The organism is Pseudescherichia sp. L3, assembly GCF_024656065.1.
GTDB lineage: Bacteria > Pseudomonadota > Gammaproteobacteria > Enterobacterales > Enterobacteriaceae > Pseudescherichia.
On the sequence record NZ_JANKYC010000001.1, the window covers coordinates 1,031,748 to 1,050,257 of the forward strand.

An 18,510-nucleotide genomic window follows, 5' to 3' on the forward strand; every position below is an offset into this window, starting at 1 on the left:
AGCAGGCTTTTGCGCTCTGTTTACCGGAACGGCGGCTCGTTAAAGGTTCGCAGTTTGCGCGAGTGCAGGCGGTCGCCTTCGGCGCGCAGCAGGTCAATTGCCCGGATGCCTATCTGTAAGTGCTCGGAAATCGCCCCCTCGTAAAAACGGTTGGCCTGGCCCGGCAGCTTGATCTCACCGTGCAGCGGCTTGTCAGAGACGCAGAGCAGCGTGCCGTAGGGAACACGGAAGCGGTAGCCCTGGGCGGCGATGGTGGCGCTCTCCATATCGATCGCTACTGCGCGGCTCAGGTTAAAGCGCAGGGCGGAAGCGCTGTAGCGCAGCTCCCAGTTGCGATCGTCGGTAGTGACCACCGTCCCGGTACGCAGCCGCTGCTTAACCTCTTCACCAGGCATGCCGCTGACCGTTTTGGTGGCGTCATAGAGGGCGCGCTGAACTTCAGCAATGCTCGGGATGGGAATATCCGGCGGCAGCACCGCATCCAGAACGTGATCGTCCCGCAGATAGGCGTGCGCCAGCACGTAGTCCCCGATGGACTGGCTTTCACGCAGGCCGCCGCAGTGGCCAATCATCAGCCATAATGCGGGCCGCAGTACGGCAAGATGATCGCAGATGGTCTTCGCGTTCGACGGGCCGACACCAATATTCACCAAAGTAATGCCTTCGCCATCGGCAGTGATCAGGTGCCAGGCGGGCATCTGGTGCTTTTTCCATGCCAGATCGGAAATGGCTTCTTCCGGTGCTTCGGTCTCGGCGGTGATCCAGACCCCGCCCGCGCAGGAGAGCGCAATATAGGGGCTGTCGGGATCGAGGATCTGGCTACAGCCCCAGCGCACAAACTCATCTACGTAGCGGGTGTAGTTGGTAAACAGCACGAAAGGCTGGAAGTGCTCGACAGGCGTGCCGGTGTAGTGACGCAGGCGGGCCAGTGAGAAATCGACCCGGCGGGCATCGAAGTGCGATAGCGGATAGAGCTCGGTGGGGTGAAACAGCCCATCCGCGGTCTCATCGCCAATCTGCGCCAGCTCGGTTGTCGGGAAGTGGCGGGTCAGTCCGGCGCTCATGGAGCGATCCAGCGTCAGGGCAGAGCCGTCAATCACGTACGGATAGGGGATCTCATGCTGGGAGGGGCCAACTTCGATTTGCGCGCCATAGTCATTGTACAGCAGCGTTAACTGTTCCAGCAGGTAGGTGCGAAACAGGCCCGGACGGGTGATCGTGGTGGTATAGCGGCCCGAGTGAGTAAAGCGACCGTAGGCGCGGGTTTTAGGCGGATTGGTGGTATTGCCATCCCAGGAGACAGACAGCTCGGGATAGACAAATTTGCCTTGAGCACGCGTCAGGGTATCGGGCAGGGAACCCTCTTCTATATACAGGCCAATAGCGTTGCGTAGCGCATTGACCGACTCCTCATACAGCGCGTCAAGCTTCTCCAGCGCCTGTTCAGGCGTCAAACCTTCACCCATGTTATGCATCGTTATCTCCTTGTTCGCAGGTGTGCTGACATACACGATAGTATGTCACAGGAATATGAAACAAAAGGGTGGGATAATTTCATACTTTAGCCACGCTCTGTCTGCCTATACTCCTGTGATCGATCGCTGCCGGATCTCCTTTGATGTCGATTATAGAATGTCTCTTCACTATTCAGCATGGACGCCAGAAGATCGTGGCGCTATTCCTGTTGGTTATGTTCTCTCTACACGCTCATTATGCCTACGGCCACTACCCGCCGGAGCCGCCCGCGGCGTGCAGCAGTAGTCTTGATGAGGCAGGGCGTGGACGTTGCCTGCTGGATCGCGTCTACCAGGCTGGCGAGGTGGTAGCCGAGGCCTGTTTGGACAGAGCGGCATACCGTCAGCAGGCGGATACCGCGCTGAGGCAAATTGAAGAGATGGCTGCGCCCCCGGCCTTGCTGCTGGCGGAAGCGCGTTTCGCCCTGGCCTGGGCCAGCGATGCAGATAACCAGGCGTTTACGGACTCGGTAAGCGAAGAAGCGGACAGGCTCACCACGTTGCACTATCAGAGAGTTTGCTTTCCCCCTCATCCAGAAACCGCCAGCGCTGACCTCAATATCGCCCAGCTGCTGTGTACCGTAGCGAGGCAGCGTATTCATCTACTGGAAAATGGCCTCGATCGCGCTCTGCCGGCGGGGGCCGGTATGAAGACGATGCTGGGGTTTATTGAGCGCTACCCGCTGCTAAAAAGCGATACGGGGTTGGATGATGCTAACCTGCGCCTGGCGCGACGGTTAGTGGTGCTGGGACTGGGGTTCGCTTCAGCCGAGCGTGCAGGAGTACAGTCTAAACAGGCGGCGGGGCTTGCTTTTCTAATGCTGTCGTTGGCTGAGGCCCAACGCGATCCACCGGATCGCGAGGCGATTGCCTTTGCGGCCGGTATCGTCCAGCTCGTTGATTTAGCCCGGCCTGCAGATCGTCCCCGGCAGGATTACAACATTAAGCTGGTCGCCTTGAGTCACCGTCTGGTGTCTGAAGCCTTCCCGCCGGCAAGCCGCGTCGTTGTTAATAGCAACCAGCTGCAGGCGGATATGGATATCGATATTGCGCTAAACCCTGTCTATCCACCGGCTATGCGCGGCGCAGCGGCTGAGGAGGCGAAAGCGCTAGTAGAGATCCTGACCCAGAATGCTGTTCAACAGCAGGAGTATGCCACGCAGCGGGAGCGGCTAGAGGTGGTGCAAACGCTTTTCGAGCGGCTGGAGCAGTATAAGCCAGAGCCGGAGCAACATCCTGAATTCGCCGCCGTCTGCCCCGTTCACATATAAAAAACCGGCCTGAGCGGCCGGTTTGAGTATCAGATTTTGCAGGCGTCGCCGCAGTCATCATCGGCGACGATCGCCTGCGCTTTTTTATCCGCGTCTTCCAGACGTTCTGCATTGCGCTCCTGCGCTTCGTCAAGCCCGGCAAACTCCAGGTTGTCGAGATCAATTTCCATTAGCTACCCCTTTTAAAAGCCGATTGATTTGTTACTTTAGCATTATATGCCATCCGTTCGGGATGGCGAGAAATGCTAACCAGCCCCTGAATCAGGCCTCTTTAGGCCAGCGCTGCATTGCAACCGGGAACGGCATCGCTTCAGGCTGGGCGGGCGTTCTGACCACCAGGCTAGGCAGCGCCAGCTCAATCTCATTTTCATTCAGCTTTTCAATAATACGGATATTGATCTCCTGCTGAATATCCATGTACTTGTTGTAATCCGCCGTATTAACGATATGCACGACTTCAAAGGTCAGGCGATCCGCATTAAACGCCAGCAGGTGGGCACGGTCGAACTTTGTCTCACCCACCTCATTAATAATGGTTTTGACCATATCACCTACAGTGCGCAGCTTTTCCGGCGGGGTGGCGAGCGCCACGCCAAAGGTGAAAACGATACGGCGGGTCTGCATACGCTTGTAGTTATGAATGGTCTGCTGCAGCAGCTGGGCGTTGGCGCAGACAATCTGCTCCCCGCTGAGGCTGCGGATACGGGTGGTTTTTAGCCCGATATGCTCAATGGTACCGGCCACGTCGTTAAACACCACGAAGTCGCCAATTTCAAAAGGCTTATCGAAGCCGATCGACAGAGAGGCGAAAACATCGCTCAGCACGGTCTGGACCGCCAGCGCGATAGCAATACCGCCAACGCCAAGGCTGGCAACCAGGGCGGTAATATCGACCCCAATATTCGCCAGAATCGACAGCAGCATCATTGACCAGACCACGACGCGCAGGATCATACCCAGAATAACCATCGTCACCGGATTTTTATTCGATCCTGGCGCATAGAGCAGATGGCGCATCCAGGATTGCACGCCCTGATCGAGCCAGATAGCAATCTGGATAGCGATGACAAAGAACCAGATGTGGGAGATCGTTGAGAACAGGCGATCGGGGAGATCGACGAAGCGCAGGCTAAACAGAAAGGCTGCGATAAAGAGCAGTAGCTTGTTGGTGCGCTTAAGGATATCGAAGGCGATAAAGCGTGAGTGGGTGCTGTTGCCCTCTTTTTTACTGGCCTGCTGGATAGTCTTATAGACAAAATTAAGCAGCCGGTTGGTCAGCCAGTAGGTAATGAGGGTGACGAAAAAGACGATAGCCAGATTGATCCAAAACGCGGGTGACATCAACACCGTAACGATATTTAGTCGTGCCAGATACTCCATTTTACCTCCGTTTCTAAGCACAGAAACGCTACAGTATAGCTGCCGGAGGAGAAAAGCGAGGTGCATTCGGTCTGGTGAACTTATAGCCAGGCGGGGTAACAACCTGCCTGGCAGAACAGGAGTTAATCGAAGATAAACACGGTTTGACAGTCAGGTTACGCAACCGTATCGACGCCGACTTTACCCACGGCAGAAGACTGAACGTCATCACCGTTAGCTGGCGTCATCACATACCACGCCTGCGCTGAGCCGCGTTGAACGCCTGGGATAGCCTCCGCCGGGATGTCAACCAGGCAGTAGCCCTCCGCAACGTTATCGGCGGTAACGATATAGGGAATATTTATAGAGGTAATCTGAATACCCTGTTCGTCCGCAACCTGCCAGGTCACGCTAAGCTGGTCATTTGAGGCAAGGTCGTTGTAAGCGATGTTAAGCTGAGTCCCGTCGCTGGCTTCGTTTATGTTGATCCAGCCGTCTGCACCTTCAGGAAACGTCGGTGCGGGCAGGGTCGGCGTCATCCCGCCACCGGTAACGGTGACACGCCACGGAACGGATGCCCCTCCGTTACCTTCTTTATCATAGTACTGATAAAACAGCTCGTAGGTTCCATCTGCCAGACAGGCGGGGGGAATGTATCAGTAATATCAATAACTATCGGAAAATCATCCGTAAGGCTGTGGATTTCCGTTGAATAGCGATGAATATTGTCCCACCAAAAGACCACTTTATCTCTGAGCCGAATAGCCGAGAAAGCATCAATAACGACCTGAACCTGCTGGGCAATATCATATTTATCCAGCTCGCCGTCCATGCCGTTAGGCACATATACGGGCGGAACGTTAGCGTCATAAAAACAGGCTTCCGTCAGGGCAGCGGTTGAGACATCATCAATAAAGGCTGCATATACAATAACTGCGGGGGTATCGCTTGTTACCTGCTGTGTTGCCTGACCAGATGAGTCAGTGGTGGCTTCAGTTTTGACCTGGGTGCGCTGTTCAACCCAGGTTACGGTAACGCCGGAGACCGGTAGGCCAGCGTCATCCAGCACCGTGGCCGTTAAGATAATAGTGTCACCAGGTCTGGTATTCAGCGGCTCGGCGGTGATTGCTGCAATCGTATTCGTAGCAGTAGCTGTGTTCATAGTTAATCCTCTTAATGAATAAATGTTCCAGTGAGCAGAGCTTTTCTGCGGAACGCTGAAACTATATCCATGGAGGTGCCTATAGAACGTTTAAAAAAAGAGCAGATAATATTTTAAAAAGATAAATGAAGCTTAAGGGTAAAAGAGTGAGTACAGACTTTTTTCATTGAGAATGAGTAAGAGATAAAGCTGAAAAGGGTACTGCCAGGGATTTGGTGCGTCTGAATGGACTCGAACCATCGACCCCCACCATGTCAAGGTGGTGCTCTAACCAACTGAGCTACAGACGCATATAGGATGGTGCGTTCAATTGGACTCGAACCAACGACCCCCACCATGTCAAGGTGGTGCTCTAACCAACTGAGCTATGAACGCAACGTTGTGTGTGACAACGGGGACGAATATTAGCGGCAGGCGGCGGCTCTGGCAAGCAGAAAAAAGCACTTTTATTACTGATTTCACGCGATTGCGGAACAACTGCGCAAAACGTTGATAAAACAGCCGCCCGCAGGCGGCTGGCGGTGAATTATCGTGCGGCGCGCTGAAGGATCACGCTGGAAGGCTGACGCTGCAGGAAGCGCATCCGCAGCATCATCAGGATCGCCGCCGAGGTCAGGCCGATAATAAAGCCCATCCAGAAGCCCGCCGGACCCATGCGATCGACCACCAGATCGGTCAGCGCCAGCACGTAGCCGCTCGGAAGCCCCAGCACCCAGTAGGCGGTGAAAGTGATAAAAAAGATCGAGCGAGTATCTTTGTAGCCACGCAGAATGCCGCTGCCCACCACCTGAATAGAGTCAGAGATCTGATAGATGGCCGCCAGCATCATCAGCTGGGCCGCCAGATGCACTACCTCGGGATTATCGTTGTAGAGCAGGGCGATATGCTCTCGCAGCGATACGGTAAAGATTGCGGTAAGCACCGCCATGCACACGCCAACGCCCAAACCCGTTCGCGCGGCAGTCTGCGCCTCCAGGGTTGAACCCTGCCCGAGGCGAAAACCGACGCGGATGGTTACCGCCGCTGCCAGCGACAGCGGCAGGACAAACATCAGCGAGCTAAAGTTGAGGGCAATCTGATGTCCCGCTACGTTAACAATACCCAGCGGAGAGACCAGCAGCGCCACTACGGCAAACAGCGTCACCTCAAAGAACAGCGCCAGTGCGATCGGCAGGCCAAGCTGCACCAGACGTTTAAGGAGGCTGAAGTCGGGTTTCGTAAAGTGCTGGTCCTGGCGAATATCCCGCATGGAGCGGGCGCGTTTAATGTAGGAGAGCATACAGATAAACATCACCCAATAGACCGCCGCGGTGGCGACCCCGCAGCCGACGCCGCCCAGTTCTGGCATGCCAAAGTGGCCGTAGATAAAGATATAGTTAACCGGGATATTCACCAGCAGGCCGATAAAGCCAAACACCATGCCGGGTTTGGTCTTTGCCAGCCCCTCGCATTGGTTACGCGCCACCTGGAAGAAAAGGTAGCCCGGCGTGCCGCAGAGCAGGGCTCGGAGATAGCGTGCGGCTTTATCCGCCAGTTCTGGGTCAATGTTATGCATGGCATGAATGATATGACCGGCATTCCAGAGGACGATCATGATTAACACCGAGACAAAGCCGGCCAGCCAAAAGCCCTGGCGCACCTGTTCGGCAATGCGATCCCGACGGCCTGAGCCGTTGAGCTGAGCGATAATCGGGGTCAGGGCCAGCAGCAGGCCGTGGCCAAAAAGGATGGCCGGAAGCCAGATGGACGTGCCGATGGCGACGGCCGCCATATCGGTGGCGCTGTAGCCGCCCGCCATAATGGTATCTACAAATCCCATCGCGGTTTGTGCAACCTGGGCAAGGATCACCGGGATAGCCAGCGCCAGCAGCTGGCGTGCTTCGATATAATACTTCTGCACGGAAACACCTGTATATTGTTGTTATAGGGAAGCATGAAAAAGCCGCCGTAACAGGCAGCAAGAAGAAATTGCAGGATAAATAGCCAGACCATTGTAACGGGGAACAGCGAATATGCCAGAGAAAAAACAGTCTGGGCGGGTGCAGCGCTGGCAACCTCTTTTTCCACCTGTTATTGTGCAATTATCAAAACGGCTTGCGCCGAATTAATGGTTACAGGAGTTGTAGGCATGTTTACTGGTATTGTACAGGGCACGGCAAAAATCGTGTCCATTGATGAGAAACCCAACTTCCGCACCCACGTCGTCGAACTGCCCGAGGCGATGCTGCCGGGGCTGGAGACCGGTGCGTCTGTAGCGCACAACGGTTGCTGCCTGACCGTCACCAGCATCAATGGCCCGCTGGTAAGCTTTGACCTGATGAAAGAGACGCTGCGTATTACCAACCTGGGTGAACTGAGCGTTGGCAGCGAGGTGAACGTTGAGCGTGCAGCGAAGTTCAGCGATGAAATTGGCGGCCATCTGATGTCGGGGCATATTATTACCACCGCAGAGGTAGTGAAAATTCTGGCCTCAGAAAATAATCGTCAAATCTGGTTTAAAGTTCAGGACGCCAACCTGATGAAATATATTCTTTATAAAGGCTACGTTGGCGTGGATGGTATTAGCCTGACGGTGGGGGAGGTCACGCCGACACGTTTCTGTGTGCATCTGATCCCCGAAACGCTGGAGCGCACTACGCTGGGCAATAAAAAGCTGGGGCATAAGGTCAATATTGAGATCGACCCGCAGACCCAGGCCATTGTCGATACGGTCGAGCGCGTACTGGCCAGCCGGGAAGCAGCGATGATTGCCGCCTCGGTTAGCGGCAGCGACGAGTAACGAGTAAAAAGATAAAAAACCCCGGCATGCCGGGGTTTTTTATCAGTATATTAGCGCGCCACGCGCAGGCCGTTTTCGACGCCGCGGCTGAACACCACCTGCCAAAGCTGAATATCCCGCGCACGAAACGCACCCGCACAGGCATTCAGGTAGTAGCTGAACATGCGCTTAAAGCGTTCAGAGTAGTTATCAGCAATCTCCGGCCAGGCAGCCAGAAAACGCTCGTGCCAGGCCATCAGCGTGGTATCGTAATCAGTGCCAAAGTTATGCCAGTCCTCCATGATGAAATGAGGCTCGCTGGCCGTGGCAATCTGGCGCACCGATGGCAGGCAGCCGTTCGGGAAGATATACTTATCGATCCACGGGTCAACGTTGTTATCGCTTATTTTCGCGCCAATCGTGTGGAGCAGGAACAGACCCTCTGGCTTGAGGTTGCGATCGACCACCTCAAAATAGGTGGCATAGTTTTTTGGACCCACGTGCTCAAACATGCCGACCGAGACCACGCGGTCAAACTGATCTTTTAGATCGCGATAATCCTTTAGCAGAATGGTCACATCCAGCCCCTCGCAGCGGGACTGGGCCATCTTTTGCTGCTCTGCCGAGATGGTAACGCCGGTCACGCTGACGCCATAGTTTTTAGCCATAAAGTAAGCCAGACCACCCCAGCCGCAGCCGATATCAAGCACGCGCATGCCGGGCTGCAACTGCAATTTTTCACAGATTAGCCGCAGCTTGGCCTGCTGTGCGGCTTCCAGGGTCTGGGCCTCTTTCCAGTAGGCACACGAGTACTGCATATAGGGATCGAGCATGCGGCTGAAGAGATCGTTACCCAGATCGTAATGCTCTTTGCCAACTATCCAGGCACGCTTCTGACTTTGCAGGTTAAGCACCCGCGCTGCTGCAATACGAAGGGTATCTTTGAGGTGGCGCGGCATCTGCTTATCCAGACCGGCGCGGAGAACCTTGCTAAAGAACATATCCAGCCGGTCACACTCCCACCAGCCGTCCATATAGCTCTCACCCAGCCCAAGCGAGCCCTCTTTTAACACGCGCTTAAAAAAACGGGGATTTTTAACCCGGATATCCGACGGGGCGGTACCGTTAATGTTAATGCCCGCACGGCTTAACAGTTCGTTTGCGATACGGAACCAGTTATCGCTCTGTATGTTGACTTCTTCTATACACGATGAACTCATAGCTTCTCCATCACCCTATGTGATCAGAACCTTCAAACAGCGTAGACGCGTTTAATGGTTTGTGAGAAATCCCACGGAACGGGCCGTGAGCTTGATATCCGACGTAGAACAGAGGAAGGGAGATAGCCCTTGCCGAAAATGCCGTCCATGGAAGAACAGGCGTACTCCGACGCCTGCCAATACATATTTTTGCTATTAAGAATTATCGAATTGAGTATAGGACGCAAAAACGGCTCGTTCAACCGATTATGGTTAGTTAACTAATTATTTTATTGCCTGTTTTTGCACCCAATAGCCCAGCCCGGCAAGCAGCGCGGTCAACAGCATAACGCTGGTCGTGGTGAGCAGAGGCGTAGCGATAAGCGTTGAAACCAGCAGGCTGGCGAAGAAGCAGAGGCCCAGCTGGAGGGTATTTTGCAGCGCTGCCGCGCGTCCCGCGCCCTGTGGAAACGGACTCAATGCCTGGGCTACAACAATGGGATAGATCGCACCGTTAGCCATCGCCATGACACAGAACGGCACCAGCAACAGCGTTAATGAAACCTGCGGTATAAAGGAGACCAGCCAGACGGCAACCACGCTCAGGGCGTAGAGGGCCAGCAGCCAGGGCAGCATGCGTGGCCCCTGCCAGCGTTGCAGCGCGGCGCGACAGCCGTAACCGCCCAGCAGAAAGGCGATGGTCTGCGGGACATAGCTCAACCCAATCGCCGTGGGACCATAGCCCAGCGCGCTCAGGATAAACGGCGAGCCGGTCAGCCAGGCGAAAAAGCTGGCCGAGCAGGCGGCGTAGATGGTGACGTTTCCGCAGTAAAAGCGGGAGCGTAACAGCAGCCCAAAGGTGACGGGCGTCGCGTGCGGGTGCTGTTTTTTGACCGGTTTTTTAAGGCGCAGCGCGGGCAGCATCAGCAGCAGCGTGATAACAAACAGCACCATGAAGATCGTCTGCCAGTGGGAGTGGGCAAGGATCCAGCTTCCCAGCAGCGGCGCAAGGGCAGGTGACAGCCCTACCAGCGGCATGATGGTGGCAAAAATCCGGTTAACCCGCTGAGCCGGATAGTAGTCCGTTACCAGCGTCTGCCAGCTAACCGCCGCAGCACAGACCCCTACGGCCTGAACAAAACGCAGCACCAGCAGCGTGGTGCCGTCACGCACCCACAGCATGCCGAGGCAGCCGAAAGCAAACAGCCCCAGCCCGCAAAGCAGTATTGGCCTGCGGCCAAAGCGATCGGAGAGTGGGCCCCATACCAGCTGGGCGAGGGCGAAACCGGCCAGAAACAGGCTCAGGCTGGCGCTCACGGCCGATGCAGGCGTATTGAGATCCTGCTGAATAGCAGTAAACGCCGGCAGATACATATCCGTTGCCAGAAAGCCCAGCACGCTTAATCCCGCCAGCCAAACTAAAAACCCTTTACCAGGTAACATCATGATTCCTTCTTATTATCTTTTACACGACAGGTGAACAGGACAGATCGCAAAGCGGCAAAGTGTAGGCAGTGCATTGTCGGTTGTGAAACGGTAATATTTGCGCGGTGCATTCAAATTTTTTGCAGGCAGAATATGTGGTCAGATTACTCCCTTGAAGTCGTAGATACCGTCGCCCGTACCGGCAGCTTTAGCGCCGCCGCCCAGGAGCTGCACCGGGTTCCCTCTGCAATCAGCTATACCGTTCGCCAGCTGGAAGAGTGGCTTGCCGTGCCTTTGTTCGAACGACGTCATCGGGATGTCGTGTTGACCCCTGCCGGCAGCTGGTTTTTGCAGGAGGGGCGGTCTGTCATCAAAAAAATGCAGGTCACCCGACAGCAGTGTCAGCAGATAGCCAACGGCTGGCGCGGGCAGCTTGCCATTGCCGTCGATAATATTGTGCGTCCCGAACGCACCCGGCAGATGATCGTCGACTTCTACCGCCACTTTTCAGACGTGGAGCTGCTGGTGTCGCAAGAGGTGTTTAATGGCGTCTGGGATGCGCTGGCCGATGGGCGCGTAGAGCTGGCTATCGGTGCGACTCAGGCCATACCTGTAGGCGGGCGCTTTGCCTTTCGCGATATGGGGATGCTCAACTGGCGCTGCGTCGTGGCCGCTCATCACCCGCTGGCGGGCAGGGGTGGCCCGCTGAGTGACGATCTCCTGCGCGGCTGGCCGTCGCTGGTGTGGGAAGATACTTCCCGGCTGCTGCCCAAGAGGATCACCTGGCTGCTGGACAACCAGCGGCGAATGGTGGTGCCGGACTGGACCTCTTCAGCAGAGTGTCTGAGCGCCGGACTGTGCATCGGTATGGTGCCGGGCCATTTTGCACGGCCGTGGCTCGATCGCGGTGAGTGGGTGGAGCTCCAGCTGGAAGAGCCGTTTCCAGATGCAGCATGCTGCCTGACCTGGCAGCAAAACGACAACTCGCCCGCGCTGGGCTGGCTGCTGGACTACTTAGGCGATAGCGAAACGCTTAATCGGGAGTGGCTGCGAGAGCCGGAGTGATCGGCTCCCGCAGGTTTTATCGCGGCGGGATCTTAACGGCGATAGTCGCGGAAGGGACCGTCAGCGACCGAGCGGCGCTCGATCAGCCGAGGATGAACCTCAATCGACTGTGACTCTTCACGCTTATTCACAATGCGGTCCATCAGCATATTAAAGGCGGTTTCCCCCAGCGAGTCTTTGGGCTGGTGGATGGTGGTCAGCGCAGGGGTGAAGAACCGGGCGTTACGCACGTTATCATAGCCGATCAGCGATACATCCTGCGGCACGCGCAGGCCCATCTCGTCGACGGCGCAGAGCGCACCCATTGCCATCACATCGCCGCCGCAGAACACGGCAGTAGGGCGGTGCGGCTGAGAGAGGATCTGCTGCATCGCCCGGTAGCCGGACTCGGGTTCAAAGTCGCCCTGCACAATCCAGTTTTCCGGCACGCTGATCAGCGCCTCTTCCATGGCTTTCATAAAGCCAGCCAGACGACCCGCGCCGGTGTTGCGCTCAAGCGGGCCAGGGATCACACCAATCTCACGATGGCCGCGCTCGACCAGGTAACGGCCAGCCATATACCCGCCTTCGAAGGCGTTATCGATCACCGAGTCGGTAAAGTCTGCTTTTGCCTCGCCCCAGTCCATGACGACCATGGGAATATGGCGATACTCCTCCAGCATGCTGAGCAGCGGGGCGGGGTATTCAGAGCACATCACCAGCAGGCCATCGACGCGCTTTTGCGCCATCATCGACAGATAGGCACCCTGCTTCTCCAGGTTGTTCCAGGCATTACCCAGGATAAGGGTATAGCCTTTCTGGAAGCAGTTTTTCTCTACCGCTTCGATAATCTCGGCAAAGTAGGGCGCTTCGCTGCTGGTCGCCAGCAGGCCAATCGATTTGGTATGGTTAACCTTCAGGCTGCGGGCCACGGCGCTGGGTGAGTAGTGCAGCTCTTTAATAGCTGCCCACACCGCATTACGCGTCTCTTCTGCCACAAAGCGGGTTTTGTTAATAACATGTGATACGGTTGTGGTGGAAACGTTTGCTCGTTTCGCTACGTCTTTTATAGTTGCCATTCAATGTCACTCCAAACCACGACGTAAGCTCCTGAAAATAGTGTAGGTAAACGTTTGCCTCTACTCAGCCTGCACGCAACGTTTGGAGATGCGATTCGCCGGGAAAACGACACGGAACGTCAGGAGGGGTCTATGGCCGGTACGCGAATAAATTTAGCGTGGAATTTTGTCTTATCTTGATGAAAAGGGGAAGCGTTAAAACGCATATCACCCCAAATCAAAGAAGATTTTTGCCCATAAATGTGTAAAAATGCGCAGGCTCACTTTTTGTGGGGTAATAAGAATGGAGAGAAATTGATGAGTGCAGATCTGAAGTTTTCCCTGATGACCACCGTTGTTGTGCTGGGCCTGATTGTTGCGGGTGCGCTGACCGCTGCGTTAAATTGATTCAGCATGGGGGAGGGGCCTCTCTCCCTCTGTTTAATGTCGACCTTTTCCCCGCCCAATTGTTATCAAAATGGCAATAAACTTTTGTTAGTTTGATAACTTCTGTTTTTTTGTGATAAATGTCATGCTTTTGGCTTCTGTGACGGTGTCGCCTGTCGACACGGCAATTCTGGAGTCAAAATATGAAAATCAACTTTCCCCTGCTGGCCCTGGCGATTGGGGCATTTGGCATCGGTACCACCGAGTTCTCCCCGATGGGCCTGCTGCCGACGATCGCTCGTGGGGTAGATGTCTCTATACCGGCAGCGGGGATGCTTATTAGCGCCTATGCCATTGGCGTGATGGTGGGTGCGCCGCTGATGACGCTGCTGCTCTCCCATCGCGCGCGTCGTAGCGCGCTGATCTTCCTGATGGCCATCTTTACCCTGGGCAACGTGCTGTCCGCACTCTCTCCTGACTACACCACCCTGATGCTGTCGCGGATTCTCACCAGCCTTAATCACGGGGCCTTCTTTGGGTTGGGATCGGTGGTGGCAGCCAGCGTTGTGCCCAAAGAGAAGCAGGCCAGCGCGGTGGCTACCATGTTTATGGGGCTGACCATCGCCAACATCGGCGGCGTGCCGGCGGCGACATGGCTAGGTGAAACCATCGGCTGGCGAATGTCGTTTCTTGCCACGGCGGGCCTCGGTGTGATCTCGATGCTGAGCCTGTTCTTCTCTCTGCCAAAAGGCAGCGCCGGGCAGCGTCCGGATGTACGCAAAGAGCTGGCCGTGCTGGTACGTCCCCAGGTGCTGTCGGCTTTACTGACCACCGTGCTCGGCGCGGGGGCAATGTTTACGCTCTATACCTACATCGCACCGGTACTGCATGAGATTACCCATGCCACGCCGTTGTTTGTTACTGCCATGCTGGTGCTGATTGGGGTCGGTTTCTCCATCGGCAACTATCTGGGCGGCAAGCTGGCGGATCGCTCTGTAAACGGTACCCTTAAAGGTTTTTTCCTGCTGCTGATCGTTATCATGCTGGCAATCCCGCTGCTGGCACGTAACGAGCTGGGTGCGGCGGTGAGCATGGTCATCTGGGGTGCAGCGACCTTTGCCGTGGTGCCACCGCTGCAAATGCGCGTGATGCGCGTGGCCCATGAGGCGCCAGGCCTGTCGTCCTCAGTGAATATCGGTGCCTTCAACCTGGGCAATGCGCTGGGCGCAGCGGCAGGTGGGGCGGTGATCTCCGGCGGGCTGGGGTATAGCGTGGTACCGGTGACCGGGGCGCTGATTGCGGTGCTGGCGCTGCTGCTGGTGCTGATCTCCGGGCGTGGCAACGTCGAACGCGAATACGCGGTGGAGTAATAAAAAGCCCTGCCAGACAATGGCAGGGCTAAAGATTAACGAAGGGTTTTAGAGGTCATCACCCGGCGTGCGCCCACGTAGTGGCGCTGCCAGTAATCTTCGCTCAGGGAGGTGATCTGAATATCCTGGCCGCTGCGCGGAGACTGGATGAATTTACCGTTACCGACGTAAACGCCGACGTGATCGGCTGTGCCGCGACCCTGGGTACGGAAGAAGACCAGATCGCCGCTCTGCAACTCACCGGTGTTGACCGGGGAAGCATCACGCAGGTGATACATCTCATTGGCCGTCCGTGGGATGCGGAACTTGACCAGATCTTTATAGGCATAATAGACCAGACCGCTACAGTCAAAGCCGGTACGCGGGGAGGATCCACCCCAGCGATAAGGCTTGCCGATCTGATCCATCAGTTTATTCATGGCGGTTTTCTGCGCTTTTTGCATCCGCGCCTTATGCAGATCCGCCAGCGTCTCTGGCTTGCCGCCCTTTACCTTCACGCAGCGTGCCTTGTGGCCTTTGCGCGCAGTGCATTTTTCCGCGATAGCGACGGAGGCAATTTTATCCGGGCTGGTTTTTGTGTGGCGAGAGGCGATTTTACTGGCTTTGGCGCTGCTTGACGCGCGCTTGGTGCTGGAGGAGGCGGTTTTAGCGGTGCTTGCCTTGGTGCTGGTTTTTTTCGTTGTGTTTTTTGCAGTGCCACTGCTTTTCTTTGAAGTCTTTTGGTTAGTGCTTTTACTCTTTCGCTCTAATGCTTTTGCCAAATGCGTTTTTTGCACGGCAGAGGGCCGCGCCTGTTCTGACGCCCCGGCCAGCGGCGAGAACGTCAGCGAGGCAAAAACTAAAGCACAGAGCGTGATCGAGATTTTATTTATCCGCGCCACTGAGCAATCCCCTGAGTCAGTCAAGTAACGAATACGACATGCGTGTGATTTACAAAACTCGTCGATTCTAAAGCATAAAATGGCAAAAAGTTAATAAACTTTTTCCATCACAGCGCTGTTTCGTTAGCAAGCGCAAAAAAAAGCATCAGTTATCGCGCTTTAACGCTCACGAGATGACCAGTTGTGAGGGCCCTGGCGCTAAGCAGCACAATTTTTACGGCAACTTTATCCTTCAGGCGATAAACTAACGGTTGGTGAACAAAATGTTATTTTACCTGCTGGTGTGAAAAGCTAGAATGTCACACCACGCCGTAAGACGTTAAGGAAGTAAGACAATGAGCACAACCGTAGAGAAAATTCAGCAGCAGATCGCTGAAAACCCGATCCTTCTGTATATGAAAGGCTCCCCTAAGCTGCCGAGCTGCGGCTTCTCCGCCCAGGCCGTGCAGGCGCTCTCCGCGTGCGGCGAGCGTTTTGCCTATGTTGATATCCTGCAGAACCCGGACATCCGCGCAGAGCTGCCAAAATACGCTAACTGGCCGACCTTCCCGCAGCTGTGGGTAGACGGCGAACTGGTTGGCGGCTGCGATATCATCATCGAGATGTACCAGCGCGGCGAGCTGCAGTCGCTGATCAAAGAGACGGCTGCGAAGCACAAAACCGAAGAGCCAGACGCAGAGTAAGCGTTACCTCTTGCATAAACGCCTTTCGAACAGATGAAGCCAGACAGTTAAACAACTGCCTGGCTTTTTTTTACATACCCTGATGCATTTATATCAGCGGTAAATTAAATACCCTATATCATTTCCGATTGTTTCAATTTTTAATATTTTAATTATCTCTCGAGTCAAATTCCGAATTTTATAAAAGGGCGCTTTCTTTGCTTTACGCTGTGCTGAATTAGGCGTAAATAGTAATGCGTCCGTTTACCTGGCGGAATTATAACCCGCCAGGGCTCTTAATTAATTCAGGAGATAAATATATATGTCTGAATCATTTCAGAACGAGATACCTCGTGCGCGCGTCAATATAAAGTTGGATCTTGTTACTGGGGGGGCTCAGAAAAAAGTTGAGCTGCCGTTAAAGCTCCTGAGCGTGGGTGATTTCAGCAATGGCAAGGCTGAAGGCCCGCTTTCCGAGCGTGATAAAATAAACATCAACAAAAATAATTTTAACAGCGTCCTGGCCGATCTTAATCCCCGAATCAATCTCACCGTTAAAAACACCCTCGTGGACGACGGCTCAGAAGAGAACGTGCAGCTCTCTTTTCAGCAGATGAAGGACTTTGAGCCCGAGGCCGTGGCGCGCCAGATACCCCAGCTGCGGGCCATGCTCTCTATGCGTAACCTGCTACGCGACTTGAAATCTAATCTGCTTGATAACGCCACTTTCCGAAAAGAACTCGAAACTATTTTAAAAGACCCGACGCTCTCCGATGAGCTACGCAGCGAGCTGAATGCGCTCGCCCCGATCCGCGCTTAATTATCAAATCGTCTTTTAACGGAATAATAACGAGTAAATGCTTATGTCAGTTAATAAAGAATCGAAAAACGGGGTGGGCAGCGCCACTGTTGAAAAAACGCTGCCACAGGGTGGGGTATATGCCTCCCTGTTTGAAAAAATTAATTTAACGCCGGTAGCTGAACTCGGTGATGTAAACGGGTTTGATGATAATACCGTGATGGCCGAAACCTCTGCGGATGCGCGCGTCACTGCCGCAGTAAAAGTATTTATGCAGTGTCTGCAAAATTCCGGGCAGAGGGTAGAGAAGCTGGATAAAACCATCCTCGACCACCATATTGCGGAGCTGGATTTTCAGATTGGCCGTCAGCTTGATGAGGTCATGCATCATGACGCTTTTCAGCGCACGGAGAGCATCTGGCGGGGCCTGAAATCGCTGGTGGATAAAACCGACTTTCGCCAGAACGTCAAGCTGGAACTGCTCGACTTATCCAAAGAGGAGCTGCGCCAGGACTTTGAGGACTCCCCGGAAATCATCCAGAGCGGGCTGTACAAGCAGACCTATATCGCGGAATACGACACCCCCGGCGGAGAACCCATAGCCGCCGTCATCTCCGCCTGGGAGTTCGATGCCTCCGCGCAGGATGTGGCGCTGATGCGTAACATCTCGAAGGTCGCCGCTGCCGCCCACATGCCGTTTATTGGCTCCGCAGGGCCGACATTCTTCTTAAAAGAGAATATGGAGCAGGTGGCAGCCATCAAGGATATCGGTAACTACTTCGACCGCGCGGAGTACATCAAATGGAAATCCTTCCGCGAAACCGATGACTCTCGCTACCTCGGTCTGGTGATGCCGCGCGTGCTGGGACGTCTGCCGTACGGCCCGGATACCGTTCCGGTGCGCAGCTTCAACTACGTTGAGCAGGTCAAAGGCCCGGATCACGACAAATACCTGTGGACCAACGCCTCGTTCGCGTTCGCCGCCAATATGGTGAAAAGCTTCATCAATAACGGCTGGTGCGTGCAGATCCGTGGCCCACAGGCTGGCGGTGCCGTGCAGGACCTGCCTATCCATCTGTACGATCTCGGCACCGGTAACCAGGTGAAGATCCCCTCTGAGGTGATGATCCCGGAAACCCGCGAGTTTGAGTTCGCCAATCTTGGTTTCATCCCGCTCTCCTACTACAAGAACCGCGACTACGCCTGCTTCTTCTCGGCGAACTCCACCCAAAAACCGGCGCTGTATGACACGGCAGATGCCACGGCCAACAGCCGCATCAATGCCCGCCTGCCATACATCTTCCTGCTGTCGCGTATTGCGCACTACCTCAAGCTTATCCAGCGGGAAAACATCGGAACCACTAAGGATCGCCGCCTGCTTGAGCTGGAGCTCAACACCTGGGTACGCGGTCTGGTCACCGAGATGACCGACCCGGGCGATGCCCTACAGGCCTCGCATCCGCTGCGCGATGCAAAAGTGGTGGTGGAAGATATCGAGGACAATCCGGGTTTCTTCCGCGTGAAGCTCTACGCGGTTCCGCATTTCCAGGTGGAAGGCATGGACGTCAATCTGTCGCTGGTCTCTCAGATGCCGAAGGCGAAAGCGTAACGCACAGGAGGT

Annotated in this window: 18 protein-coding genes and 2 tRNA genes; 8 read left to right on the forward strand and 12 right to left on the reverse strand. The window is 55.1% G+C overall.

All coding sequences use genetic code 11. The features are described from left to right. Nucleotides 1-20: 20 nt before the first annotated feature. Nucleotides 21-1,475, reverse strand: coding sequence for an AMP nucleosidase (locus tag NR795_RS05065; protein ID WP_144811979.1), 1,455 nt, complete (start codon nt 1,473-1,475; stop codon nt 21-23). A 143-nt stretch (nt 1,476-1,618) separates the two neighbouring features. Between NR795_RS05065 and NR795_RS05070 the strand changes: the two genes are divergently transcribed. Next, entirely contained in the window at nt 1,619-2,785 is a 1,167-nt protein-coding gene (locus NR795_RS05070; protein ID WP_257757391.1) for a hypothetical protein, read from the forward strand. A gap of 29 nt (nt 2,786-2,814) precedes the next feature. Here NR795_RS05070 and NR795_RS05075 read toward each other — a convergent pair whose 3' ends face one another. From NR795_RS05075 to mdtK, 7 genes are all read right to left on the reverse strand, one after another. Beyond that, on the reverse strand, nt 2,815-2,955 hold the full coding sequence (locus NR795_RS05075) for a hypothetical protein (protein ID WP_144811972.1): 141 nt from the start codon (nt 2,953-2,955) through the stop codon (nt 2,815-2,817). 91 nt (nt 2,956-3,046) lie between these two features. After that, complete coding sequence (locus NR795_RS05080) at nt 3,047-4,165, reverse strand: mechanosensitive ion channel family protein (protein WP_257757392.1); 1,119 nt, start codon at nt 4,163-4,165, stop codon at nt 3,047-3,049. Between the two features lie 155 nt (nt 4,166-4,320). Then, nucleotides 4,321-4,683 (reverse strand): hypothetical protein, encoded by a 363-nt coding sequence (locus tag NR795_RS05085; protein ID WP_257757393.1) that lies wholly within the window; start codon nt 4,681-4,683, stop codon nt 4,321-4,323. Further along, nucleotides 4,680-5,306, reverse strand: coding sequence for an Ig-like domain-containing protein (locus NR795_RS05090; protein WP_257757394.1), 627 nt, complete (start codon nt 5,304-5,306; stop codon nt 4,680-4,682). The genes NR795_RS05085 and NR795_RS05090 overlap by 4 nt, the downstream gene beginning before the upstream one ends. Nucleotides 5,307-5,519: 213 nt before the next feature. Then, nucleotides 5,520-5,596: transfer RNA gene (locus NR795_RS05095), tRNA-Val, on the reverse strand. A gap of 8 nt (nt 5,597-5,604) precedes the next feature. Next, nucleotides 5,605-5,681 (reverse strand) — tRNA-Val (locus tag NR795_RS05100). Nucleotides 5,682-5,832: 151 nt separating this feature from the next. Further along, nucleotides 5,833-7,206 carry an MdtK family multidrug efflux MATE transporter gene (gene mdtK, locus NR795_RS05105; protein ID WP_257757396.1) on the reverse strand — a complete coding sequence of 458 codons (1,374 nt, stop codon included), beginning with the start codon at nt 7,204-7,206 and terminating at the stop codon, nt 5,833-5,835. A 228-nt stretch (nt 7,207-7,434) separates the two neighbouring features. Here mdtK and NR795_RS05110 point away from each other — a divergent pair, with 228 nt between their 5' ends. Then, nucleotides 7,435-8,085: a riboflavin synthase subunit alpha gene (locus NR795_RS05110; protein WP_222890363.1), complete on the forward strand. Its 651-nt coding sequence runs from the start codon at nt 7,435-7,437 to the stop codon at nt 8,083-8,085. Between the two features lie 50 nt (nt 8,086-8,135). On the opposite strand, the gene cfa is transcribed toward NR795_RS05110, so the two are convergent. Beyond that, nucleotides 8,136-9,284 (reverse strand): cyclopropane fatty acyl phospholipid synthase, encoded by a 1,149-nt coding sequence (gene cfa / locus NR795_RS05115; RefSeq protein WP_144811953.1) that lies wholly within the window; start codon nt 9,282-9,284, stop codon nt 8,136-8,138. A gap of 264 nt (nt 9,285-9,548) precedes the next feature. Further along, on the reverse strand, nt 9,549-10,706 hold the full coding sequence (punC, locus tag NR795_RS05120; RefSeq protein ID WP_257758269.1) for a purine nucleoside transporter PunC: 1,158 nt from the start codon (nt 10,704-10,706) through the stop codon (nt 9,549-9,551). Nucleotides 10,707-10,841: 135 nt separating this feature from the next. On the opposite strand from punC, the gene punR reads away from it, so the two are divergent. Further along, nucleotides 10,842-11,753 (forward strand): DNA-binding transcriptional activator PunR, encoded by a 912-nt coding sequence (gene punR / locus NR795_RS05125; RefSeq protein WP_144811950.1) that lies wholly within the window; start codon nt 10,842-10,844, stop codon nt 11,751-11,753. 32 nt (nt 11,754-11,785) lie between these two features. Here the strand turns inward: punR and purR are convergent, their stop codons facing one another. After that, a complete protein-coding gene (gene purR, locus NR795_RS05130) occupies nt 11,786-12,811 on the reverse strand; it encodes an HTH-type transcriptional repressor PurR (protein ID WP_144811946.1) in 1,026 nt (341 codons plus the stop codon). Between the two features lie 297 nt (nt 12,812-13,108). Between purR and NR795_RS05135 the strand changes: the two genes are divergently transcribed. Beyond that, the gene (locus NR795_RS05135; RefSeq protein WP_103820868.1) at nt 13,109-13,198 is read left to right on the forward strand and encodes a YnhF family membrane protein; all 90 of its coding nucleotides are present in this window, start codon (nt 13,109-13,111) and stop codon (nt 13,196-13,198) included. A gap of 182 nt (nt 13,199-13,380) precedes the next feature. Next, complete coding sequence (locus tag NR795_RS05140; protein WP_144811943.1) at nt 13,381-14,547, forward strand: MFS transporter; 1,167 nt, start codon at nt 13,381-13,383, stop codon at nt 14,545-14,547. Between the two features lie 35 nt (nt 14,548-14,582). On the opposite strand, the gene NR795_RS05145 is transcribed toward NR795_RS05140, so the two are convergent. Then, the gene (locus NR795_RS05145; RefSeq protein ID WP_257757402.1) at nt 14,583-15,428 is read right to left on the reverse strand and encodes a C40 family peptidase; all 846 of its coding nucleotides are present in this window, start codon (nt 15,426-15,428) and stop codon (nt 14,583-14,585) included. Nucleotides 15,429-15,763: 335 nt separating this feature from the next. On the opposite strand from NR795_RS05145, the gene NR795_RS05150 reads away from it, so the two are divergent. From NR795_RS05150 to tssC, 3 genes are all read left to right on the forward strand, one after another. Beyond that, complete coding sequence (locus tag NR795_RS05150; protein ID WP_144811938.1) at nt 15,764-16,111, forward strand: Grx4 family monothiol glutaredoxin; 348 nt, start codon at nt 15,764-15,766, stop codon at nt 16,109-16,111. A gap of 301 nt (nt 16,112-16,412) precedes the next feature. Further along, on the forward strand, nt 16,413-16,910 hold the full coding sequence (tssB, locus tag NR795_RS05155; RefSeq protein WP_144811934.1) for a type VI secretion system contractile sheath small subunit: 498 nt from the start codon (nt 16,413-16,415) through the stop codon (nt 16,908-16,910). Between the two features lie 37 nt (nt 16,911-16,947). Further along, nucleotides 16,948-18,498, forward strand: a complete 1,551-nt coding sequence (tssC, locus tag NR795_RS05160) for a type VI secretion system contractile sheath large subunit (RefSeq protein WP_144811931.1) — start codon at nt 16,948-16,950, stop codon at nt 18,496-18,498. The last annotated feature ends 12 nt before the right edge of the window (nt 18,499-18,510 follow it).